Raw genomic sequence first — 23,205 nt, 5'->3', positions numbered from 1 at the left:
CAAGGTTTTCATACCTTACATCCTGTGGGAGATTCGTTTTTCTTCATAGAAATCTTATTTTATGTACCGGCACTGCCGCTATATTATAACATCGCTCCGAAATCAGATACAAGAACCTGTCCGGTGATTGCACGAGACTCGTCACTCGCAAGGAAAAGCAGGATATTTGCCACATCCTCCGCTGTACAAGACTGTGTTCTCAGATTGCTATGTGTTGCCATTGCGCCGATCATATCCTGATCTAATTCTGCTGTCGCCGCAGAACCTGTTGTCATCGGTGTCAGGATATTTCCCGGACATACTGCGTTGCAGCGGATATTGTCATTCTGGAAACGAAGCGCGGTATGTTTGGTCACACCGATCACTGCCGCTTTGGAAGATACATATACAGCGCCGCCGCATCCTTTCTCTCCTGCCACGGATGCAACGTTCACGATAGAAGCGCCACTCTGCATTCTCTTCGCTGCCGCACGGATACAGCGCATCGTACCTTTCTGGTTCGTGTCGATGATCCGATCCAGATCTTCATCGGTGAAACGATCGATCGGCTTTAATCCTGCTTCCAGGATTCCGGCATTGTTAACCAGAATATCGATCTTGCCATACTTCTCCATCGCTGCTTCCATCAATCTCTCCGGATCTTCCGGTTTGGAAATATCCGTTGATAATGCGAGCACTTCTCCTCCTGCCTGTCTGATCTCATCGGCAATCTCTTCTAATGCTGCCGCTCTTCTTGCAGTGATCACTACAGATGCTCCCTCCGCTGCAAATAATTTCGCAGTTGCGGCTCCTACTCCGGAGTTACCTCCTGTGATGACTGCGACTTTTCCTGTTAAACGTCCCATTTTTTGTTCCTCCTTTATTTTTGAAAGAAATTTTTCTATTGAGAACTATACCACGCAAACAAGATTCCTGCAATGATATTTCAGAGATATCGCCGGAATTTTTACTGAATTTTCACAAAATTTCCCATAATTGAGGCACTAAAAGTTTGATGAAATTTTTGCGGATTTTTTTCAAAAAAACTGTTGAAATATATTTCATAATGCGCTATACTATTAAAGGTTCGTTTTATAGCCGTGCCGAAATAGCTCAGTTGGTAGAGCACTTCACTCGTAATGAAGGGGTCGTCGGTTCGAGTCCGATTTTCGGCTGACGAAAAACCGCAGATCCTATATGGATCTGCGGTTTTTTCTATATTACGAACAGCGTCCGTGTACAAAGGGAAATACACCGTCGAGGTCTGCGAGTCGAGACGAGGCTTATATTTGCTCTTCATCGACCGTTTTTCCTCTTATACATCGACGCTAAGAATGTTTATGAGAGAGAGGGAAAGAAAAATGAAACGAGAAAAGTTTGGTTCCCGTCTTGGGTTCATCCTCATTTCAGCAGGATGCGCGATCGGATTGGGAAATGTGTGGAGATTCCCGTACATTACAGGAGAATACGGCGGAGCCGCATTTGTCCTGATCTACTTATTCTTCCTGCTTGTGCTGGGACTTCCGATCATGGTAATGGAATTTTCCGTAGGACGTGCAAGTCAGAAAAGCGCGGCGCTGTCGTTTGATGTATTGGAACCGAAAGGCACAAAATGGCATTGGTATAAGTACGGTGCGATGGCCGGTAACTATCTGCTGATGATGTTCTATACAACAATCGGCGGTTGGATGCTTCTTTATTTCTTTAAGATGATCGGAGGACAATTCGAGGGGCTGGATGCCGAGGGCGTTTCCAACGCATTCGGAGAGCTGATGGGGCAGCCGGGGCTCATGGCAGTCTGCATGATCGTCGTTGTCGCGGCATGCTTTGCGATCTGTAACCTCGGACTGCAAAAAGGAGTCGAGAAAATCACAAAAGTAATGATGGGACTATTATTTGTACTGATGATCGTTCTTGCGGTCCGTTCCATTACGCTTCCCGGAGCCGGTGAGGGTCTGAAGTTTTATCTGCTTCCTGATTTTGGAAAGATCAAAGACGCCGGGCTGACGGAAGTTGTATTTGCGGCAATGGGACAGTCCTTTTTCACATTGAGTCTTGGAATCGGTGCGATCGCCATTTTCGGAAGTTACATCGACAGATCCAGAAGTCTGACCGGTGAGGCAGTCTGCGTTACGATCCTGGATACCTGCGTCGCATTGATCTCCGGTCTGATCATCTTTCCGGCATGCTTCGCATTCGGCGTCAACCCGGACAGCGGTCCGAACCTGATCTTCATCACACTGCCGAATATTTTTAACTCCATGAGCGGCGGACGGATCTGGGGCGCTTTGTTCTTCCTCTGCATGTTATTTGCAGCGGCATCTACGATCATTGCGGTCTTTGAAAATATCATATCGTTTGCAATGGATCTGACCGGATGCAGCCGTACAAAGGCAGTGATCTGCAATTTGATCGCGATCATCGTTCTTTCGCTTCCATGTCTTCTTGGATTCAACGTATTGAGCGGTGTACAGCTTCTCGGAGAGGGATCCACGATCCTGGATTTTGAAGATTTCCTTGTAAGCAACAATCTGCTTCCGCTGGGAAGTTTGATCTACCTTTTATTCTGCACAAGCCGTTATGGCTGGGGATGGAAAAATTTTGTATCGGAAGCAAACAGCGGAACCGGAATCAAATTTCCGAAATGGGCAAGAATTTATGTTTCTTACATTCTTCCGCTGATCGTACTGTTTATTTTCGTACAGGGATATTGGTCTATCTTCCATTAAAAACAATTTTTGCAAAAAGAAGCTCCGGTCGGCATTTTGAATGCCGCCGGAGTTTCTTTTTTGAAACAAATACTTTCGCGCCTTTTCTTTCTTCTTATCTTTTACTCTTGTCCGTTTTTCACATGCACGGTCATCTGATTGTACGGGATCTCGATTCCCTCTTTATCAAATGTCAGCTTGATCTCCTCCAGCAGATCCCATCTTGTCTGCCAGTATTCTTCTGTTTTCACCCATGCACGGATCCCAAGGATCACCGCACTGTCGCCCAGCGAATCCACAAAAACTTTCCAGTCTTCCTCTTTGAGGATGTGTTCATTTTGAAGAAGCATTTCTTCCAAAAGCTTCTTTGCTTTCTTCAGATCCGACTCATAGGATATACCAAGCTTCAAATCCAACTGACGTTCCGCTTTTGCCGTCACATTCGTCAAACTATTGTTTGTCAGTGTTCCGTTCGGTATCACGATCGTTTTATTCTCCACCGTCGTCAGCTTTGTGTAAAACACTTGTATTTCTTTTACCGTACCCTCATTTTTATTCGTGTCTTCGATAATATAATCACCTACCACGAACGGCTTTAACAAAAGGATCTGGACGCCGCCTGCCAGATTGGACAAAGTCCCCTGCAATGCCAATGAAATCCCCACGCCGGCGGATGCAAACAGCATCGTGATCGACGAAAGCTCTATCCCTAGATTCGCGGCGATGATGATCATAAGAATCGTATAAAGAAGAAACTTTAAAAACGAATCGGTAAATTGTCTGACTCCCTGATCCGCATCTCTTCGTATAAAAGAATTACTCACGCTTTTGCGGATCCACCGGATCAGAAAACGTCCGATCAGAAAGATCAAAAGCGCGATCAGAAGCCGGATCCCAAATGAGACCATATCCGGAATATGATCTTGTAAATACTGTACCAGTCCGCTTACATTTGCCTCTACTTCATTCATCGATGCTTCCGCTGATTCCTGTATGATCTCCGTTGTCGACTCCATCTTTTGTCTCCTTTCTTTCTCACGTTTCTTCATTCAGCGCCAGAAATGCCGCCAGATTGCCTCTTTGATCACCCATTGCCCGGTGAGAATACAGCACTTCACTGTTACAATGTGTACAAATATTCGTCACCGCAATATGTTCTGTTTTGATTCCGGATTCCAGAAAGATCATTTCATTTGCCCGCCAAAGATCCATCTGGTATTTTCCGTTTTCTTTCTTATAAAACAAGGATGCCCAGTCTTTCTCCGAAAAATGCTCTTGAAACTGCCGGATCACTTCCTCGCTCACTTCGTAGCAATCCTGACAGATCGATGGTCCTACGGCTGCCAGAATATCTCCCGGGTCGCATCCGTAAACTTCCCGCATCTTCCTGACCGTCTCTTTCCCGATCTTCGCAACCGTTCCCCTCCATCCGGAATGACTCAGCCCGATCACCTTTTTCACCGGATCCACGAAAAAAAGCGGCACACAGTCTGCATAAAATGTCACAAGACAGATCCCCGGAACATCCGTCACGAGACCGTCCACATCCTGCCACGCAAGCGGTCGTGTGATCCCCATTCCCCGATCTGCTTCTGTCACAACGCGCACATTTGACGTGTGGGTCTGCTGCGAAAATACCATATCCTCACAGCGGACGCCGATCGCATCGGCGATACGGCAAAAATTCTCCCGGACATCTTCTTCCCTGTCTCCACGGGTAAAACTTAAATTCATCGACGCATAGCATCCCTCGCTTACGCCTCCGAGCCGGGTGGAAAATCCGTGCTTCACAATCCCGGTATCCGAAAGCAGCGGATACCGCAGATAAGGAACTTCCCCGTCTTCCACTTCCAAAATCCGCTCTGCATTTTTATAGCTCAATTTCAAATCCATGATATCTCTCCCTCAAACGCATTCTTGATCACAGAGATTTTCCCATCCTCAATACCGATCACATCAAACCGACACGGCACATCCCCGATCCCATGCACGGTAAGATAATAAAGCGCAGACCTCCAGATCCGCCTCTGTTTTCTCGGATCCACAGCCTCCGCCGCGCTTCCGCAATGTAGATCTTTCCGGTATTTCACCTCGCAAAAGACGAGAACTCCGCCCTCTTTTGCGATCAGATCGATCTCTCCCATCGGACATCGATAATTAAACGCTACGATTTCATATCCATACTGTTCCAGATAAAATCCCACAGTCTGCTCATAAACACTCCCGAGCCTGCGATGATTCCTTTTCTTTTTTTCCGCCATAACTTTTCCTGCGACTGCTGATGACGATCCCCTTGATTCAAATGTATGTATCTACACAAAATTTTTGATGAAGCTCTGCCGATGGATCGGGGTTGCCCCCATCTGTTTCAATGCCGCGATATGATCTGCGGATCCATATCCTTTGTTCTTCGCAAATCCATATCCCGGAAGCACTTCTTCATACTGTATCATCAGACGATCCCTTGTAACTTTCGCCAAAATGCTTGCCGCCGCGATCGAGACACTTTTTGCATCCCCTTTCACGATCGGTACCTGCGGCACATCAAGCCCCGGGATCCGCACTGCGTCATTGAGCAGCACGTCCGGTACGACGCCGAGCGCACGGACAGCTTCCCGCATTGCCTCATAGGTTGCCTGAAGAATATTGATCTCATCAATCCTGGCAGGGGACGCCATCCCGATCCCTGTCGCCACCGCTTTTTCCATGATCTCGTCATACAGCGCCTCCCGACACTTTGCGGAAAGCTGCTTGGAATCATTCAGATAAAGGATCTCGCAGTCCTTAGGAAGAATCACAGCGCCTGCCACGACCGGTCCCGCAAGCGGTCCCCGTCCTGCTTCGTCAATTCCGCAAATATAAGTACAATCCGCGTACTGCCGTTCAAACTGCCGCATCACATCCAGACGCTCCCGCTCTTTTTGGAGTTTCTCTTTCTGTTTGTGGCACCGCTCGATCAGGACTTGAACCCCTTTTCGTCCATCCTGTGCATATTTCAGGCACAACACATCCAACGCTTTCTGCTGTTTCTCAGTCTGCGCTTCTTTCTGTACATTTTCAAATTCTTTCCGGATCTCTCCGATACTCTTCTTCTCGCTGCTCATGCCGCTTTCCTCACTTCTGATATACTCTGCTCTCCTCCGCTATTCGTGACGGATCACTCCGAATTCATCCAACGGCCAGATCCGGATCCATGCACGTCCCAGAAGATCTTCTCTCTTTAAGACGCCGACGGTTGCATCCCGGCTGTCGGAACTGTGATTCCTGTTATCTCCCAGCACAAAATATTCGTCGCTTCCCAATGTGATCGGCTCGCCGGCAATTCCGGCATTTTCCATCGGTTCATTTCCATAATTCTCATCCAGCGGCTCCCCGTTGATATAGACGATTCCGTCCGCCACCTGAACAGTCTCTCCCGGAAGTCCGATGATCCGCTTGATATAGTATGTATTTTCTTCATACTGATATGGGAATACAACGATCTCAAATCGTTCCGGCTCGCGGAAACGGTACGAAATCTTGTCTACGATCAGATTATCCCCATCGGAAAGTGTCGTCTCCATAGAGTGCCCGCTTACCCTCGTCCTCTGTCCTACGAATGTGATGATCAGATACGTCAGTCCGATGATGACCAATATATAGATCAGCCAGCCCCCCAGTTCCTTTAATATACTTTTTTCTTCTTCCATACTTTCCAAGTCCCTCTCCGTCAGTTATTTTCCGGTGTCTCCAATGTAATACGTCCCAGACGTCCGTTTCGAAAATCATCCAGAAGAAGTTTCGCCGCCTTTTCTGTATCCAGTTCGTTTCCTTTCACAAGACAATGTCTGCTCTCTGCGATCCCTCTCAGATTTTCAAATCCATCCGCAGATTCTTCGATCTCATATTTCTCTTTCAATACGTCCGGGTAAGAGTTCACGAGAAAACCGGTCAATTCCGCTGCCAGTTCTTCCGTGTTGAGGATTTCATCCTTGATCGATCCGATCCACGCCAGCCGCAGACCGACCGTCTGATCCTCAAATTTCGGCCAGAGGATTCCCGGCGTATCCAGAAGTTCTACGTTTTTATTCAGCCGGATCCACTGCTTTCCTTTTGTCACTCCCGGTTTGTTCCCGGTCTTTGCACAGGCTTTCCCCGCCAACGCATTGATAAACGTGGATTTCCCCACATTCGGGATTCCGACGACCATTGCACGGACCGGACGGTTTAAAATACCACGTTTCCGGTCGCGTTCGATCTTTTCTTTGCACGCTTCCTGGATCACACCCTGGATCGACTTGATCCCGCCGCCTTTCTTCGCATTTAACTTTACGACGGAATATCCTTTCTCTTTAAAATATGCTGCCCACACATCATTCATCCGCTCTTCCGCAAGATCGGACTTGTTCAGCAGGATCAGCCTCGCTTTATTCTTTCCGAGTTCATCCAGATCCGGATTTCTGCTGCTGACCGGAACCCGGGCGTCCACCAGTTCAATTACAAGGTCGATCAGCTTCATATTCTCCTGCATTATCCGTTTCGCTTTCGTCATATGTCCCGGATACCACTGAAAATGCATACTACGTTCCTCCCTCTTAATCTTTGATCCATCCAAAATTCTTTCCAAAACTTGCCACAAACCATACTTTTCCGTAAATATCTTCACGCTTTACATTTCCCACATCCGCCATCCGGCTGTCATCGCTGCTTGTATGATTGTCGCCCATCACAAAATATTCACCCTCGCCAAGCTTGACGGCGTCTTCCGCGATCCCCGGCGTTTCGATCTCAAATGTGTAAATGTCCTCCACATGTTCTTTGCCGTCGATATAGATCGCACCGTCTTTGATCTGCACCGTTTCTCCCGGCAGTCCCACAACTCTTTTGATCGAATAATGTGCATTCTCATTCCCGTTCGGCTTGAACGCGATCACATCTCCCCGCTTTGGTTTGCTCGCATTATATACCAGACGGTTCACCAAAACAATGTCACCGTTATGCAGCGCCGGACGCATCGAATCTCCTGCATTGCTGACACGCTGTCCGAAAAAGAACACCAACATAAATGCCAGAAGACAAACACAGACGATCTGGATGCCCCATACGGAAATCTTTCGCAGATCCCACTTCCGAAACGACACATGTTCCGCCGGAAAATGTAGTTTGGTCTGTTTCATCTTCTTAAGACTCGATGTCTGACGGCGTTTTTTATATTTTTTCTTCTTCGCTTTTTTCTTTCCCTCGCCGGAAATCATTTTTTTCATAATCTTTCCCCAACTTGTACACTGACATGATCATAAAAACGAAAAGGGACAAATACATGTCTGTAATTGTCCCTCTCATCGTCACTGCTTATTTTACTAACTCTTTTACTTTTGCTCTCTTACCTACACGGCTTCTCAAGTAGTTCAGTTTTGCTCTTCTTACTTTACCAAGACGAACAATCTCTACTTTTTCAACGTGCGGAGAGTGAACCGGCCATGTTTTCTCAACACCAACACCGTTGGATGTCTTTCTTACTGTGAAAGTCTCTCTTACTCCGCCTCCCTGTCTTTTCAGTACAGTTCCTTCGAATACCTGGATTCTTTCACGGTTTCCCTCTTTGATCTTAGCGTATACTTTTACAGTATCACCAACATGGAATTCCGGAGCGTTCTCTTTTAACTGCTCAGCTTCAAGATTTTTAATAATATCGTTCATTGTGTGACCTCCTTATTCTTTGACGTTCTTAACACTCGCCTGTTCGGTGCCAGAGGACCATCGCTCTTCTTTACACAAACAACTGTTGTAGTTTACCACATTTTTCTTCACATTTCAAGTGCTTATGCACATTTTTGTTTGCCTTGTCGTACATTTTTATTCGCCTTGTTCCGTATCCCGTTCTGCAAGCCAGCGCTTTTCTTTCTCCGTCAGCTCACATTTTTCAAACAGATCTGGACGGCGCTCCCTCGTTCTTAAGATCGACTGCTGCCGTCTCCATTTCTCAATATTCGCATGATGACCCGAGAGCAATACTTCCGGCACTTTTTTCCCATGCCATTCCTCTGGTCTGGAATACTGCGGATATTCCAGCAGATGATCCTGAAACGATTCAAATTCTGCCGACACATCGTTGTGAAGCACGCCCGGAACCAGTCTGGAGATCGTATCTACCATGACCATTGCCGGAAGTTCCCCGCCAGTCAGCACATAGTCTCCGATCGACACATAATCTGTCACGATCTCTTCCAGTACACGCTCGTCGATTCCCTCGTAATGTCCGCAAAGCAGGATCAGATCCTCTTCCTTTGCCAGTTCTTCCGCCATTTCCTGACTAAACGTATCCCCCTGCGGCGAAAGATATACGACACGCAGCTTCTTTTTTTCTGTTGCTTCTTCTATATTTTCCGCCTGTACTGCACTTACGGTCTGTTCCGCACTTTCCGCCTGCTCTAAGCCTTTCAGTTCCCCTGTGCACTCCGCCTGTGCTGCCCGCGCCAGTATCTGATCCTCCACTGCTTTATACGCCAGATAAACCGGCTCCGCCTGCATCAGCATACCTGCGCCGCCGCCGTAAGGATAATCGTCTACGCTCTGGTGCTTGTTAAACGCATAGTCTCTGATGTTGACCGCCTCAATGGACAGCAGTCCTCTTGCGGCTGCCCGTCCGATGATACTCGTATTAAGTCCGCTCATCACCATTTCCGGAAATAAAGTTAATATGTGGAAATTCATCATACGAGCCCCTCCAGTAAATGTACTTCCATCTGCATATTTTCAACATCCACATCCAAAATGCACTCGTGGATCGCCGGAATCAGCACCTCTCCGTATTTTTCAAACTCGACGACATATACTTCATTCGCTCCGGTTTCGATCACATCTTTCAACGTACCGTTTTCTCCGTCATCTGTCTTCACTTTCATTCCGATCAGATCTGCAATGTAGTATTCATCCTCATGAAGTTCCACAGCGTCTTCCCGGCTCACAAGAAGAGGTCTGCCTTTGTATCTTTCGATATCGTTGATGTTGTCAATCCCTTTAAATTTCAGGATCACAAACTGTTTGAAAAATTTGACATTCTGAACTTCCAGCGGAATCTGCTCTTTTCCCGCATCCAGAATCACATGCCTGAGCTCTTTAAAACGTCCCGCATCATCCGTTGTCGGAAATACTTTCACTTCTCCGCGAATCCCATGTGTAGAAGAAATCACTCCTACCTGAAAAAACTGCTCCATCTTTATCTCCTGTCTTCTCTGAAAAAGAAAAGGACAGTTACTCCGCACCGGGATAGCTGCCCTTTTTCTATTCTGTTATTACTGCATAATGTCAACAACGACTCTTTTATCTTCTTTTGCCGCAGCAGCTTTGACAACGGAACGGATCGCTTTTGCAATTCGTCCCTGCTTGCCGATCACTTTTCCCATGTCTCCGTCCGCAACGCGTACTTCGATCACAGTCGTTCTGCCGTCCTGGCGTTCCGTCACTGCAACACCGTCCGGATCGTCAACCAATGCTTTTGTAATTACTTCTACCAATTCTTTCATTTACGCGCACCTCCGCGAAACGATTATTTTTCGATTCCTGCTGCCTTGAAGATCTTTCCTACAACCTCTGTCGGCTGTGCTCCATTGTTGAGCCATTTCTTTGCTGCTTCTTCGTCTACTTTGAATACGCTCGGATCCTGGTTCGGATCATATGTTCCGATCTCTTCGATGAACTTTCCGTCTCTTGGGGATCTGGAATCTGCTACAACGATTCTATAAAAAGGAGCTTTCTTCTGTCCCATTCTTTTTAATCTGATTTTTACTGCCATGTTCTTTACCTCTTCTTTCTTAAAAATATTGTATTCTTTGTTATCTATGTGTTAAAAAGGAAGTTTAAATCTGCCTTTTTTACCACCTTTTCCGCCCATGAGTCCCGGAAGCTTCTTCATCATCTTCCGCATCTCATTGAACTGTTTCACCATCCGGTTGACTTCTGCAATGTCAACGCCCGCGCCTTTTGCGATCCGGTGTTTTCTTGAGGGATTCAAAAGATCCGGATTGCGCCGCTCCTCCGGAGTCATAGAGTAGATCATCGCCTCCATCTGCGCCATCTTCTTTTCATTTTCTTCCGAATCCAGATCCGGCATCTTTTTGCCGCCGATCCCCGGCATCATTCCCATAATACTGGAAAGTCCGCCCATCTTTTTCATCTGGCTCATACTCTCCAGATAATCTTCAAAGTCAAACTGTGCTTTTTTCAGCTTCTGCGTCATCTGTCTGGCTTTTTCTTCATCCAGTTCCGCTCCGGCTTTCTCGATCAACGTCAGCACGTCTCCCATTCCCAATATACGAGACGCCATTCGGTCCGGATAAAACTGCTCCAAATCCGAAAGTTTCTCTCCCATGCCGACATAAAGTATCGGACATCCGGTCACCGCCTTGATCGAAAGCGCCGCACCGCCTCGCGTATCACCGTCTAACTTGGTCACGATCACGCCGTCAATGCCGATTTTTTCATTGAAGCTGGAAGCTACATTCACGGCATCCTGACCGGTCATCGCATCCACAACGAGGATCGTCTGATGGACATTTACCGCTTCTTTGATCTCCTGAAGCTCCGCCATCATATCTTCATCGATATGCAGACGCCCGGCTGTATCGAGAATCACGAGATTATTGTGATTCTTCGCCGCATGTTCCATCGCTGCTTTCGCAATATCCGCCGGCTTTGCCTTATCTCCCATGGAGAAAACTTCCACTCCCTGTTTTTCACCGTTGATCTGCAGCTGTTTGATCGCTGCCGGACGATATACGTCGCAGGCAACGAGAAGCGGTTTCTTGCCTTTCAGCTTGAACTTTCCTGCCAGCTTCGCTGTTGTGGTCGTCTTACCGGCTCCCTGCAGACCTGCCATCATGATCACCGTCGTCGCGCTTCCCGGCTGGAGTGTAATCTCTGTCGTCTCAGATCCCATCAGAGCTACCAGTTCTTCATTTACGATCTTGATCACCATCTGTCCCGGATTCAGACCGTTCATCACATCTTGTCCGACTGCCCGTTCCTGAACATTTTTAATAAAGTTCTTTACAACCTTGAAATTGACATCCGCTTCCAAAAGCGCCATCTTAACTTCTTTCAGTGCTGTCTTTACATCTTCTTCTGTGAGCCGTCCTTTACTGCGAAGATTTTTAAATACATTCTGCAGTTTTTCTGTTAAGCTGTCAAATGCCATTCTATAACTCCTCTATTATCAGACCGGAGATTTTCCTGATCTGCGCTATCATCTCTTCGGTATTCTGCTTTGTCTTTTCATACTGATCCAGTAGCGCTTCGATCTCATGGACATTTTCTTTGATCGAAAGAAAACGTCTTACAAGATGGAGCTTTTCTTCATACCCTTCCAGTATCTTCTGGCATCGCTTCACCAGATCATGAACGCCCTGTCTGCTGATCCCTGCATCCTGCGCGATCTCGCTTAGGGACAGATCTTCCAACACAAACTGCTCATAAATCTCTTTCTGGTGGCTGGTCAGCAGCTCGCCGTAGAAATCATACAGCAGTGCCTGTTCTAAAATCTCATTCACTTTCATCACCTCTGTTATATTACTAGAACAGCCGAGAGTTGTCAAGTGTTTTTTCTTGACACTTTGCAGTGTAAAGGGGAAGCTGTCGCTTTGACGAAGTACATAACTGCTATATAGAACCTGATTATTTTTCAAGAATCTGCGGATCAAGAAGAAAATCATAAATATTCACAGTCAAGATACCATAATCGTCATAATAGGGCTGTACAATATCTTTCGTAATAACAATCTTTTTAAAAGAATCATCAATCTTTCTGAACGGTCTAATCTCCTGAGTACGTTTTGCTTCATCCGGCAATGAATATGCTGACTGGATGTAATATCTGGAAGAGCCAAGATTACATACAAAATCAACTTCCAGTTGTTTTCGTTTTACCTTACCATCCGCATCTTTCCCTGCAATCGTAACAACACCAACATCCACACTATAACCACGCATACGCAATTCATTGTAAATTACATTCTCCATAGAATGAGTCTGTTCAAACTGACGAAAATTGATTCTGGCATTGCGGAGCCCGAGATCAGAAAAATAATATTTCTTTGGGGTTTCAATATATGCCTTTCCTTTGATGTCATATCTCTGTGCCGATTCGATCAAGAAAGAATCCTCAAAACAATCCAGATATTTTTTTATAGTCTTAGCAGTTATTTTAGACTTCTTTACAGTCTTAAACGTGTTCTTTAACTTTTCAGGATTGGTAAGAGAACCAATGGCAGAAGAAAGGATATTCAGCAAATCTTCCAGTTCTCCAATATTCTTGATACGGTTACGTTTAAAAATATCTCGAATATATATTTCGCTGAACAAATTCTGCAATGTCGCCGCCTTGTCTCCGGCATCTTCTCGAAGTACAACAAGCGGAATACCACCATAAAGCATATATTCTGACAACCCCATATACTTATCACCTTTGTATACAGACATAAATTCTGCAAAACTCAATGGATACATATGAATTTCGTCTCCACGTCCGGCAAACTCTGTCACAATATCTTTGGACAAAAATTTTGCATTGCTCCCTGTCACAAAAACATCCATATTATCATTACGGAGGTAACCGTTCAATACAGCTTCAAAGCAATCCATCAATTGTACTTCATCTAAAAGTAAATAGTACATACCATCAGCAGTAACCTTAGAATGAATATATGCCATGAATTTTTCCGGATCAACTCCACGTTTTTCCTTTTCAATCTGAATAAGACTTTCGCCAATCAAATATAGGTCATCTGCTGAGTCAAAAGCAAAACGAATAATATGGTCATCAGTAATACCGGATTCCAGCAAATGGTTATAGAAAATGTTATTCAACAAATAAGACTTTCCACACCTACGAATTCCGGTGATCACCTTGATCAGCCCATTGTTTTTTCTTTTAATCAATTTATCCAAATAAAAATCTCTACAAATTTCCATATAGCAGCCTCCTCAGGAAAGATTTTTGCAATTTTATATACTTTTCAGTTCCATACTACCGTATCTCTCCCTACAATTCAATATGGGGACGTAATTTTAGGGAAGATTTTTGCAACTATTTATATTTTTCCGTTCCAAAATATGTTATATACTTCATTAGTAAGTATTAGCGTCGGTGTAAAGGGGAAGTCATCGCTTCCCCTCCATGAACCATTTCATATTCAGTATTCCCCATCCGCCAACACTGCTGTTATATGGTACGCAGCTTTCCCGCAGACGAAGTTTCACCTCTACATTTGACATATCAGGATATTTGGAAAGCACGCAGGCTACCGCTCCGGATACAATCGGTGTTGCCATAGATGTGCCGCTCTTCTCTGTATACGGCTGTTTCCATTTATTTATATATGCTCCGTTACAGCTCGTAATGTATGTTCCCGGTGCAACTAAATCCGGCTTAACCACGCAATTTTCCGTCGGACCTCTCCCGGAATAATCCCATCGCCTTTTTCCCACACCATTTCGCTCCGGCAGATTCACAGCCCCTACAGTGATCACTTTCCGGCTGCTTCCCGGCGCAGCCACCGTTCTTTCTTTTGGTCCGTAATTACCTGATGAAACTACAACTGTCACTCCCGCATCCCAAAGCTTTTCAACACTCTGTATCAGCCTTTCTTCCTCTTTTCTCTCCAATCCGGGATGTGTACCAACCGAAATATTTACAATATGGATATCCTGTGTTTGGATCAATTTCAAAATCCAGTCGATCCCATTTACGACTGCATCTACATTTCCATTTCCGTCTTTATCTAATACCTTTGCGATCACCAGTTTCACATTTGGCGCCATTCCTGCATACCTGCCATCTGACATTTTCCCACTGCCGCCCAAGATCCCTGCCACATGAGTCCCATGTCCGCTGTCATCATACACTTCCTCTCTGTGATCCACAAAATCTCTGAACGCCACTATCCTGCTGTCAAAATCCGGATGGAGGGAAATTCCTGTATCCAGAACAGCAGCCGTGATCCCCTGTCCCAGATATCCGTCTTTGATAATATCATCACAATAGTAGTTGATCGTCTCTTTCGCCGCGTTCATAATGAACTCCTTTTTAATTAGAATATGCATGAACAAGGCTTTGGAGAATATTTACAAACTTCAAAAAATCCTGCACACATCTGCATTCGGCACATATTATGAAGTGTAAACAATTTATTTGTCGGAGGATTTATTAATGAGTGAATTAAGTGCAACGAACTGTGGATGCGGATGCGAAAACGGCGGAATCTCCAACGGAAACAACTCTTGTCTGTGGATCATCCTGCTCCTTTGCTGCTGCGGTGGTTTTGGCGGCGGATGTAACGGCGGCGGATGCGGATGCGGCGACAATTTCGGCGGAAACAACTCCTGTCTGTGGATCATCCTGCTCCTTTGCTGCTGCGGTGGATGCGGATTCTGACTCTCCTCTCTCTAAAAACTCCCCGGTGCATATCCTGCATCGGGGAGTTTTTTGTATAGGTTTCCATATTTGCGGCAGATCCGTTTACTTTTCATCTTTCAAAGGACTTTTCTGTCCCTCCTCACATTGCCTGCTTCGTTCTTCCTGTACTTCCTCTTCCGTAATCTTACGTTTCAGCATACAATCTTCATCAATCTCATACACTGCATTTCCGTCGATGATCAATTTTCGCTTCATGCCCCGTACACTCCTGTTATTCTTTTCTCTACTATAATATGTAGAGACTCTGTCCTTAGTCTTTCCTCATATTTCATTTCTACTCCACATATATATCGAATGTGGGATATGATTGCCAAGATCGGGAGTGTATTCATGGAAAAGAAACCAACAAAACCAATGACGCCATTTGACGAAGTGACGATACCATTTGAACTGACGCTTTTGAAACTTATTTTGCCCTATACTTCTGCCGCCAAAGAACAAACTGTGTGGATCCTCATAAAACTGATGGAATTAAAAAATACGATCCGCTTTTTTAAACATCCCGAACACCTCCAAACGACCTTAGGTCTCACCGCCCAATCTGTCCCGCATTCTCCCACGGAAATACTGGATATTCTGACTCCCTATCTTTCACCGGAACAGACACAGACCATAGAACAATTTCAAAATGTAATGAACATGATGGAAATTGTACAAATGTTCCAAGCAGAAACCGCTTCCGATACCACCGGCTCAGCGTCGCCGGATCCGGAGAATCCCGGTTCAAATCCTTTCGGAACTTTCAATCCTGCCGATCTTATGATGAATATGCTCTCCGATGAACAAAAAGAAATGTTCCAAATGTATCAGGATCTGTTTTCCGACGCTTCCGATTCTTCGAAGCAACCATCGGAAAACTCCGCAACCTGATCCTACACTATTCTCCATATATTTTCTAAATCATTATAAAATTATAAAGAAAGGAATGAATATAAATATGAACGATTGGATTAACAGTCCACTTTTAAAAGATATTGATCCTGTCAAATTAGAGCTGATCAAAATGGCTGCTTCACAGACTTCCGGGAAATCCGGAAAAGATCTTGCCCCAGTCATGCTTGCCCTGATCACCAGCGCAAATAAAAAAGGGATCCGCTTTACAGCCGAAGAAATCCAACTGATCCTGGAAATTCTAAAAGACGGAAAATCTGCGGAAGAACAGGCGCAGATCGAACGCACAATGAACATGGTAAAAAGCCTGCTCCTCAAAAAAGGCTAGCGTCGATGTATAAGGGAAAAACGCCTCAAGCCGCGTAATTCCGGTGATTTTCAGCGTTATCCTCAATCAGCGGATGTCCTCAGTACGCTTCCATCGTCTGCCTTGAAAATCACCGAATCATCTGCGGTTGAGGTCGGTGAGCACGGGAGCTTACGCTCCCTTGTCCGCTGAAAGCAGCCTGAATTCATTTTCAGAATCCCTCTTCTTTTCGCTTTTTACGCATATCTCTCCGTTTCTTTGCTGCTTCCCATTCTGCTTTTTCTTCCTCGCTTTCCAAAAGCAGCTTCGGGACCGGACACGGTTTATCATTTTCATCCAACGCAACCATCGTAAAATATGCCCGGTTGATCGGTCTCCTCATTCCCTCCGTGTCTTCTATATAAGTATCTACGCGTACTTCCATGGATGTGGTTCCCACATAAGTTACTTTTCCGATGATCACGAGAAGATCCTGTTGATATGCCCCTCTGATAAAACGCAGGTTGTCCACCGAAGCCGTCGTACAATTACATCGGGTATGCCGCATTGCAACGATTCCCGCCACCTCATCGATCCACTGCATCAAAATACCGCCAAACAAACGCCCTGCCGCATTCAAATGATTCGGTCTTACAATATGCACCGTTTCTACTCTCGATTCCCCGACTGTTCTCTCTTCTGTCATAATATCCTCCTCGTCTGTATTCTTCATTAAATTATAGACTTTTTTCCCTGCTTTCGCAACTTTCATATCGTACAAGTTTATCCGTTTTCTCCAGCCTGCTTGCAAAGTCATTTCACATCGAGTAAAATAGCGTTATGCCAGAATGAACATGATAAACTATGAAAGAGGATTGCCTTATGCGAAATATAAAATTAACGCTTGAATACGATGGTTTCCGTTACAACGGTTTTATACAGCCTCCGAAAAAAGGAAATAAAACAACCGTCTCCGGCAAGATCACCGATGTCTTGTCACGGATGGAGTCTGCGGATACTGTTGCAAATACTGCCACAAATACTACTGCGGATACTGCCACAGATCTTCCCATAGATTTTCCCACAGATCTTTCCACCGGTTTTTCGGCTCTGTTTTGCGGAGAACGGACTGCCCCGGGCGTTCATGCACTGCAACAGACCGTAAATTTCAAAACGGATTCCGCATTATCCGTCGGAGAGATCCGGACTTACCTGAACCATTATCTCCCGCAGGATATTGTCGTATCTGAAGCAGTTGAGACTGCGGATCGTTTTCATGCAGAATTGAATGCCCGCTCTCGTACTTATGAATACCGCATCATCTGCTCGGCATTTCCGGACGTTTTTTTCCGAAAATATGCACATTTTCTATCGCAGCCTTTGGACATAGCCGCTATGGATCACGCTGCCGGACTGCTGACCGGGAAACACGATTTTGCAGCATTTTCTTCCGGAAAAACAAAAAAATCTACCGTACGTGAACTTTATTCCATTGATTTTGAGACCACAGACATTTCTACCGATAACGAACCTGACCGGGAAGAAATCCGGATTTACCTGAAAGCCAATGGATTTCTCCAGAAAATGCCGCTCTCACTGATCGGCACACTTTTGGATATCGGGCTTGGCAAGCGTACCCCGGACTGTATCGAACAGATTTTTTCCGGACAAGAAGATCCGTCACATTCCGCAGTGGCTCACGCATTGTTTCTGAAAGAAATCGAATATAACAATTAAACTTCAATCCTGTATTGGGAGGTACATTATGGATATTTCTATGAAAATTTATTTCCTTGCTCTATACTTTTTTGTATATGGCTTTCTCGGCTGGTGTACGGAAGTTGCATTTGCCGGTTTCAAAGAACGTCACTTTGTAAACCGTGGCTTTTTAAATGGTCCGATCTGCCCGATCTACGGCGCCGGAGTGTCTCTTGTGATCCTGTTCCTTACCCCATTACAGGATCATTTACTTCTCCTTTACATAGCTTCTGTTCTTCTCGTTACTTTATTGGAGGGACTGACCGGATGGGCAATGGATAAGATCTTCCACAATAAATGGTGGGATTATTCCAATATGCCGTTTAACATCGGCGGATATGTCTGCCTCTTATTTTCTCTGATCTGGGGCGTTGCATGCGTTGCGATCATGGAATTTATCCATCCGCTGATCCATAAACTTCTGACATTTCTGCCACGCCCGCTCGGCATTGGATTGATCGTAATCTTTACCATCATTCTGTTTGCCGATCTTTATGTGACAGCTTCGGAAATTTTCAAATTTAACCGAAAACTGGAAGCTATGGAAAAGATCGCACAGGAACTGCACGAAATTTCCGATCAGATCGGTTCTGATATTTATGAAAAAACTGTTCTCGCCATGGAAACGGCTTCCGACATTAAGGAAAAACATCGCGAAACATTGGAGGAACTTAAAGAAAGACAACAACAGGCATTGGATGAACTCAAAGAGAAGCAGCTGCAAGCACTGGATGAACTTAAGGAGAAAAATGAACTGCTTCAGGAACATCGCGATGCTTTCAAAGAACATCTGGAAGATCTCCGGGAAACCGCCGGCGACTTTGCTGACAGGATCGACTTCCGTGAATTCACCGAAGATCTGCGCGACCGCTCAATGGAGCTCTCGGAAGATATGAAAACCCGTATTTCCGCACTTCGCCTGCGTTATCAGGAATTGGAGCAGAAACCGGACAGAGTTGCCCGTCGTCTGCTGCGGGCATTCCCACGGCTGGAATCCCGGAATCATAAAGAACGGGTGGAGAAATTGAAAGAGAAGATTGGGAAGAGATAATTAAAATAGGGGGGATTAAAATCCCCCTCTCCGTGAAAGCTTCATTTTTCCTCATGCAAACTCATTTTCTAACCTTTGCAATCTACAAATCGCCTGTTCCAATGTCTTCATGTCACATGCAAAAGAAAATCTTATATAATTTTTTTCTCTTATTCCATATGCACTTCCTGGAACGCCTAAAACACCTATTCTCTCTAGCAGTTCCAGTTCTACACTCTTTGTTATATTTGGTAATTGTATTTTTACCCAAGCATAAAATGCACCTTCCGGAACCAAACATGAAAGAAATTTTATTTTATTTAATTCTCGAATAAAATAATCTCTTCTCCTCTCATATTCTTTTCTCATCTTTTTAATTTCAAGATCGCATTCAAATACCTTTAGTGCAGCTCGCTGAACAAAAGGGCTCAAGCCTGTGATCGTATGGGCATATAATTTAAACATTACGTCTACAATCTTTTTTTCTGCAATCACGTAGCCTATCCGCCATCCTGTCATTGCCGCACTTTTGGAAAACCCATTCACCGTAATTACTCTATTAAATATTTCTTTATAAGATGCCATACTTATACTCTTTTTGCTATCAAATGTAATTCTGTTATAGATTTCATCCGATATTAAATAAATTTGATGTTGTTTAACAATATCGAAAAGAATCCCACTTTCTTTCTCACTTAATATCTTTCCTGTTGGATTATTGGGATAATTGATAATGATCATTTTTGTTTTCTCAGAAATACATTCTTCTAACTTCTCTTTTTTTATCTCGTATTTATCATCAAAATCCAATTCGCAAATAATCGGAACTCCACCACAAGCTTTTACGATCGGGGCATACGATACCCACATAGGAGCTAATAAAATCACTTCATCCCCTGCATTGATCAAAGAAACGACCGACATAAATATTCCAAATTTCCCTCCAGGTGTCATTATGATATTTTCGGCTTTACATGAAATCCCATTTTCTTTTTCTTCATACTCTGCTATTTTTTCTCTTAACTCTAATAATCCCTGTCCAACTAAATAATGTGTATCGCCCTCTCTTAAGAGTCGAACTGCTTCATCTACTATAATAGCCGGTGTATCAAAATCTGGTTCTCCACCTGTAAGATTTACAACATTTTTTCCCTCTTTCTGTAATTGAGTTGCTTTTTGCATTAATGTAAGAGATTTCGAATCTTCTATTTTTTCTATATATTGATTAAACACATTGTCCATGCATTTGCTCGATATTTAAAAATAAATATCTTACTCCTTTCTACTGCTTTTATTCACATTCTGATCACATAGATTTCTGAATCTTACTACATTATTTTTTATACAATGTAACAAGCAGGAGTTCGGGAAAATTTCCTATCCGAACTGGAAACAAACTATCTCCAAGACCTCTGCTTACTATCATTGAAGTATCTTCTTTACAAATGATACCTTCCGCATATTTAGGGAAAAATCCTTGATGCGGTGCCAAAACACTTCCCAAAATCGGCAATCTAAACTGTCCTCCATGAGCATGTCCCGAAAAAACCAGATTTATTTTCACTTTAGAATAATAGTTAATAAATTCTGGTCGATGCGATAATAATATTGTATACATCCCCTTTTTTCGTTGATTCAATATAGAAAGCCTTTTAAGAAAATATTTTGCAAATAAAGAATCATCTATCTTCCCCAATTTTCGTAGTGCTGCATATGGATCGTCTATCCCGATCAGTTGAATACTGCTTTCTTCCTTTTTCAATTCTATAATTTCATCATGTAAAATCACTACTCCGCTTCGTCTCAAAAAAGAAAAAAAAGCACGCCTTACTTCCTCTTGAATTTCCCATTCATGATTCCCAGTCACATAAAATACCGGTGCAATCTTTATAAGTCCTCTTATATATAGGCACGCTTGCTTCATACCAGCATGATATTGGTCAATCATATCACCTGTCATAAAAATATAGTCTGGTTTTTGCTGCCTGCTTAATTGAATTAACTTTTCTTGCCTGTCCCCAAAATCACAATTATGTAAATCAGAAACGTGAAGAATCCGACACCCATTAAATGATTCTGGCAAGTAATTATCTTCGATATTTAATTTTGTAAGATCTATTTTTTTGTACATAAACAGCCCACTCCATTGTATCTTTTGCTCGAAATACTATATTATCAAAGGGCAATGCCTAAATCAGCTTTGCCCTTTGATAACTTAATTAAAAATAGATTTCTATCAGCTTTATAAATTTTCAGGAATATTTTATACTGAATAAACATAAACAGTATATGGTGAGTATTCATCCGTATGCACTGTATTTATCAATGATATTCCCAATTCAGCACTATTTGTAATCTGTACTCTCGAAAAAATATATTTTCCATTCATTTCTTTAAACACATCCATGTCCATATATAACTCTGTTTGTGTTAATTCAAATTCTTTTGGAGAAAGAAATTCCCATTCCGAAGACCAGATATATGCTCTCATTCCCGAAGAACGCTCCCAATAAGACTTATGTCCCTCATCTCGTTCCAGTTCCGGGTATATGAGCTTTTCAAATTTATCATGATAATCCAATGGATAATTTGAATAATATCCGTCTAAAGTCTTAATGCCATTATATTGAAGTACTGATGGTTCAATGCCATAAGCTACAGCCCATTCCCCATCATATCCAATTTCATTCTTAACTGTATCAAACAAATCCTCCGAATAATATTCTCTCCAAGTCCACTCATGATTCCCATCTTTAAAGCTATTATTTCCCAATAATGCAGCAATATTACAATATAATTCATTATACATAGAGTTAGATTGTGTATACATAGGGTCAAACGCAGTTGAACAAAAAGCAAGTATAAGAAAGCATATAGCAATAACTTTTTTATTTATATAATCGCATACCAAAGCGAATAATACCAGCCACATAAAAGGACTCAACCATGCAAATCTAGAAAATCCAAATCCCGAAGCAAACGGTATCAAACGTCTAAACAACGCATTATTATCAAAACAGCATGCTAACGTATTAAATATAATGCACCCATAAATTGTAATATATAATATGAGTACTTTCTTGTTTCTTATTTTCTTTCTAATTGCTGAAATGATTAAAAAAATCAAAAATATAGTACATACAGGTATGACCACATATCTTAAGGTAGCTCCCCCTGTATGATAATATCCATTTTTAAACAAAAAAGCATCTTTAAATTTTCCAAGTGACTGAAATACAGTTTCCGAATAACTCGATGACTTCAATGATTTTATAGTTTCCCGACTTCCGTGTAATCCTTGCAGTACATGATGAGAATTTGTCACAGTATATGCCGCTATCAACATTACCAATCCACTCAGAAGTTTAAAGTTAATTTTTCTTTCTTTTACAGAAACAACAATCAAAAAAATGGCTGTATAGAAGAGTGCAAATAATGCCAACATTGTAAATGATGTTGTAAATACAAATATTAACAATATTGGTATGTAACGTTTTTTCCCAGTTTTATAAATCATGTAAACACACAGACACCACCATGGTAAAGAAGCAAAACCTAAAGCTGCATGCGGCCATGTCCCAAGTATTCCATAAACTAATCCGCAAAGACACCAAAGATTAGGATTTGTATTGATCTTATCATATTCTTTTATTTTTATAGATAAAAAGTAAAATCCTAAGGAGGCTCCCAGCACTTTTAAAATATAAACAGCATAATATGCAACTAAAGTGGGAAAAAGTGCATAAATCCATGACTGAACACTCAACTCAACCCGGTATTCCGCCCGTAACACTTCCCCGCCTAAAAAAGGAATGGATTCATTAAATTTCCAAAAAAGATCAGTATCTCGTATCATTTTGTAAATAGGAACATTAGAATCCATATTATCATTAAGTGTTACATATATATTATCCCGCATAACAATTGCAAAAATGATCAGTATAAGAATATATATCCCCAATGTAATTATGCCATAATTTTGTTTTATTATATTTATTAGTTTATTATTATGCTCTTTACTTTTAGTACTCATCTTTACTTCTATCAATATCTCCCATGTTTATTTTTTGTGAGTAGCTCCAGTGTACAAGAGGCAATACGT

At 43.2% G+C, this 23,205-nt stretch carries 28 protein-coding genes and 1 tRNA gene; 7 read left to right on the top strand and 22 right to left on the bottom strand.

What is annotated here, in order from left to right:
* Positions 1-83: 83 nt before the first annotated feature.
* Positions 84-845: an SDR family NAD(P)-dependent oxidoreductase gene (locus I2H87_RS03305; protein WP_009267635.1), complete on the bottom strand. Its 762-nt coding sequence runs from the start codon at positions 843-845 to the stop codon at positions 84-86.
* Positions 846-1,081: 236 nt separating this feature from the next.
* On the opposite strand from I2H87_RS03305, the gene I2H87_RS03300 reads away from it, so the two are divergent.
* Both I2H87_RS03300 and I2H87_RS03295 read left to right on the top strand, forming a co-directional pair.
* Positions 1,082-1,154: transfer RNA gene (locus I2H87_RS03300), tRNA-Thr, on the top strand.
* A gap of 186 nt (positions 1,155-1,340) precedes the next feature.
* On the top strand, positions 1,341-2,708 hold the full coding sequence (locus tag I2H87_RS03295) for a sodium-dependent transporter (protein WP_117550797.1): 1,368 nt from the start codon (positions 1,341-1,343) through the stop codon (positions 2,706-2,708).
* A gap of 101 nt (positions 2,709-2,809) precedes the next feature.
* Here the strand turns inward: I2H87_RS03295 and I2H87_RS03290 are convergent, their stop codons facing one another.
* The 16 genes from I2H87_RS03290 to I2H87_RS03215 form a co-directional block, all read right to left on the bottom strand.
* Complete coding sequence (locus I2H87_RS03290; RefSeq protein WP_009267637.1) at positions 2,810-3,703, bottom strand: mechanosensitive ion channel family protein; 894 nt, start codon at positions 3,701-3,703, stop codon at positions 2,810-2,812.
* Positions 3,704-3,722: 19 nt separating this feature from the next.
* Entirely contained in the window at positions 3,723-4,580 is an 858-nt protein-coding gene (gene pgeF, locus I2H87_RS03285) for a peptidoglycan editing factor PgeF (RefSeq protein ID WP_009267638.1), read from the bottom strand.
* Positions 4,571-4,948, bottom strand: coding sequence for a YraN family protein (locus I2H87_RS03280; RefSeq protein ID WP_022152527.1), 378 nt, complete (start codon positions 4,946-4,948; stop codon positions 4,571-4,573). Before I2H87_RS03280 ends, pgeF begins: the two co-directional genes overlap by 10 nt.
* Before the next feature lie 51 nt (positions 4,949-4,999).
* A complete protein-coding gene (locus tag I2H87_RS03275; protein WP_009267641.1) occupies positions 5,000-5,791 on the bottom strand; it encodes a ribonuclease HII in 792 nt (263 codons plus the stop codon).
* A 39-nt stretch (positions 5,792-5,830) separates the two neighbouring features.
* Entirely contained in the window at positions 5,831-6,376 is a 546-nt protein-coding gene (lepB, locus tag I2H87_RS03270; RefSeq protein ID WP_009267642.1) for a signal peptidase I, read from the bottom strand.
* 20 nt (positions 6,377-6,396) lie between these two features.
* Positions 6,397-7,245 (bottom strand): ribosome biogenesis GTPase YlqF, encoded by an 849-nt coding sequence (ylqF, locus tag I2H87_RS03265; protein ID WP_195609314.1) that lies wholly within the window; start codon positions 7,243-7,245, stop codon positions 6,397-6,399.
* Between the two features lie 16 nt (positions 7,246-7,261).
* Complete coding sequence (gene lepB, locus I2H87_RS03260; protein ID WP_009267644.1) at positions 7,262-7,930, bottom strand: signal peptidase I; 669 nt, start codon at positions 7,928-7,930, stop codon at positions 7,262-7,264.
* Positions 7,931-8,018: 88 nt separating this feature from the next.
* Positions 8,019-8,366: a 50S ribosomal protein L19 gene (gene rplS / locus I2H87_RS03255; protein ID WP_009267645.1), complete on the bottom strand. Its 348-nt coding sequence runs from the start codon at positions 8,364-8,366 to the stop codon at positions 8,019-8,021.
* A 156-nt stretch (positions 8,367-8,522) separates the two neighbouring features.
* On the bottom strand, positions 8,523-9,380 hold the full coding sequence (gene trmD, locus I2H87_RS03250; protein ID WP_044954869.1) for a tRNA (guanosine(37)-N1)-methyltransferase TrmD: 858 nt from the start codon (positions 9,378-9,380) through the stop codon (positions 8,523-8,525).
* Positions 9,380-9,883 carry a ribosome maturation factor RimM gene (gene rimM, locus I2H87_RS03245; RefSeq protein ID WP_009267647.1) on the bottom strand — a complete coding sequence of 168 codons (504 nt, stop codon included), beginning with the start codon at positions 9,881-9,883 and terminating at the stop codon, positions 9,380-9,382. Before rimM ends, trmD begins: the two co-directional genes overlap by 1 nt.
* A gap of 78 nt (positions 9,884-9,961) precedes the next feature.
* Positions 9,962-10,192: a KH domain-containing protein gene (locus I2H87_RS03240; protein ID WP_009267648.1), complete on the bottom strand. Its 231-nt coding sequence runs from the start codon at positions 10,190-10,192 to the stop codon at positions 9,962-9,964.
* 23 nt (positions 10,193-10,215) lie between these two features.
* Positions 10,216-10,461 (bottom strand): 30S ribosomal protein S16, encoded by a 246-nt coding sequence (rpsP, locus tag I2H87_RS03235; protein WP_009267649.1) that lies wholly within the window; start codon positions 10,459-10,461, stop codon positions 10,216-10,218.
* A gap of 51 nt (positions 10,462-10,512) precedes the next feature.
* Positions 10,513-11,862 carry a signal recognition particle protein gene (gene ffh, locus I2H87_RS03230; RefSeq protein WP_022152522.1) on the bottom strand — a complete coding sequence of 450 codons (1,350 nt, stop codon included), beginning with the start codon at positions 11,860-11,862 and terminating at the stop codon, positions 10,513-10,515.
* Between the two features lies 1 nt (position 11,863).
* Positions 11,864-12,214: a YlxM family DNA-binding protein gene (gene ylxM / locus I2H87_RS03225; RefSeq protein ID WP_009267651.1), complete on the bottom strand. Its 351-nt coding sequence runs from the start codon at positions 12,212-12,214 to the stop codon at positions 11,864-11,866.
* A gap of 124 nt (positions 12,215-12,338) precedes the next feature.
* A complete protein-coding gene (locus I2H87_RS03220; RefSeq protein WP_009267652.1) occupies positions 12,339-13,634 on the bottom strand; it encodes an ATP-binding protein in 1,296 nt (431 codons plus the stop codon).
* Between the two features lie 189 nt (positions 13,635-13,823).
* Positions 13,824-14,735, bottom strand: a complete 912-nt coding sequence (locus I2H87_RS03215; protein WP_009267653.1) for a S8 family peptidase — start codon at positions 14,733-14,735, stop codon at positions 13,824-13,826.
* 136 nt (positions 14,736-14,871) lie between these two features.
* Here I2H87_RS03215 and I2H87_RS03210 point away from each other — a divergent pair, with 136 nt between their 5' ends.
* A complete protein-coding gene (locus tag I2H87_RS03210) occupies positions 14,872-15,096 on the top strand; it encodes a hypothetical protein (protein WP_009267654.1) in 225 nt (74 codons plus the stop codon).
* 84 nt (positions 15,097-15,180) lie between these two features.
* Here the strand turns inward: I2H87_RS03210 and I2H87_RS03205 are convergent, their stop codons facing one another.
* Complete coding sequence (locus tag I2H87_RS03205; RefSeq protein ID WP_195609313.1) at positions 15,181-15,333, bottom strand: hypothetical protein; 153 nt, start codon at positions 15,331-15,333, stop codon at positions 15,181-15,183.
* A 135-nt stretch (positions 15,334-15,468) separates the two neighbouring features.
* Between I2H87_RS03205 and I2H87_RS03200 the strand changes: the two genes are divergently transcribed.
* Both I2H87_RS03200 and I2H87_RS03195 read left to right on the top strand, forming a co-directional pair.
* Positions 15,469-16,008 (top strand): hypothetical protein, encoded by a 540-nt coding sequence (locus I2H87_RS03200; RefSeq protein WP_195609312.1) that lies wholly within the window; start codon positions 15,469-15,471, stop codon positions 16,006-16,008.
* Between the two features lie 67 nt (positions 16,009-16,075).
* Positions 16,076-16,357, top strand: coding sequence for a hypothetical protein (locus I2H87_RS03195; RefSeq protein WP_009267657.1), 282 nt, complete (start codon positions 16,076-16,078; stop codon positions 16,355-16,357).
* Positions 16,358-16,547: 190 nt separating this feature from the next.
* On the opposite strand, the gene I2H87_RS03190 is transcribed toward I2H87_RS03195, so the two are convergent.
* On the bottom strand, positions 16,548-17,021 hold the full coding sequence (locus I2H87_RS03190; RefSeq protein WP_054703279.1) for an acyl-CoA thioesterase: 474 nt from the start codon (positions 17,019-17,021) through the stop codon (positions 16,548-16,550).
* 176 nt (positions 17,022-17,197) lie between these two features.
* Between I2H87_RS03190 and I2H87_RS03185 the strand changes: the two genes are divergently transcribed.
* Positions 17,198-18,052 carry a tRNA pseudouridine synthase A gene (locus I2H87_RS03185; protein WP_195609311.1) on the top strand — a complete coding sequence of 285 codons (855 nt, stop codon included), beginning with the start codon at positions 17,198-17,200 and terminating at the stop codon, positions 18,050-18,052.
* A 28-nt stretch (positions 18,053-18,080) separates the two neighbouring features.
* Entirely contained in the window at positions 18,081-19,124 is a 1,044-nt protein-coding gene (locus tag I2H87_RS03180; RefSeq protein WP_195609310.1) for a putative ABC transporter permease, read from the top strand.
* 51 nt (positions 19,125-19,175) lie between these two features.
* Here I2H87_RS03180 and I2H87_RS03175 read toward each other — a convergent pair whose 3' ends face one another.
* The 3 genes from I2H87_RS03175 to I2H87_RS03165 all read right to left on the bottom strand — a co-directional run bounded on the left by I2H87_RS03175 (position 19,176) and on the right by I2H87_RS03165 (position 23,136).
* A complete protein-coding gene (locus I2H87_RS03175; RefSeq protein WP_117550808.1) occupies positions 19,176-20,345 on the bottom strand; it encodes a pyridoxal phosphate-dependent aminotransferase in 1,170 nt (389 codons plus the stop codon).
* A 91-nt stretch (positions 20,346-20,436) separates the two neighbouring features.
* On the bottom strand, positions 20,437-21,234 hold the full coding sequence (locus I2H87_RS03170; protein ID WP_195609309.1) for a metallophosphoesterase: 798 nt from the start codon (positions 21,232-21,234) through the stop codon (positions 20,437-20,439).
* Positions 21,235-21,366: 132 nt separating this feature from the next.
* Complete coding sequence (locus I2H87_RS03165; protein ID WP_009267665.1) at positions 21,367-23,136, bottom strand: DUF6044 family protein; 1,770 nt, start codon at positions 23,134-23,136, stop codon at positions 21,367-21,369.
* Positions 23,137-23,205: the final 69 nt, after the last annotated feature.

Source organism: Mediterraneibacter glycyrrhizinilyticus (genome assembly GCF_015560805.1).
GTDB lineage: Bacteria > Bacillota > Clostridia > Lachnospirales > Lachnospiraceae > Schaedlerella > Schaedlerella glycyrrhizinilytica_A.
This window is presented reverse-complemented; position numbering and strand designations above follow the sequence as displayed.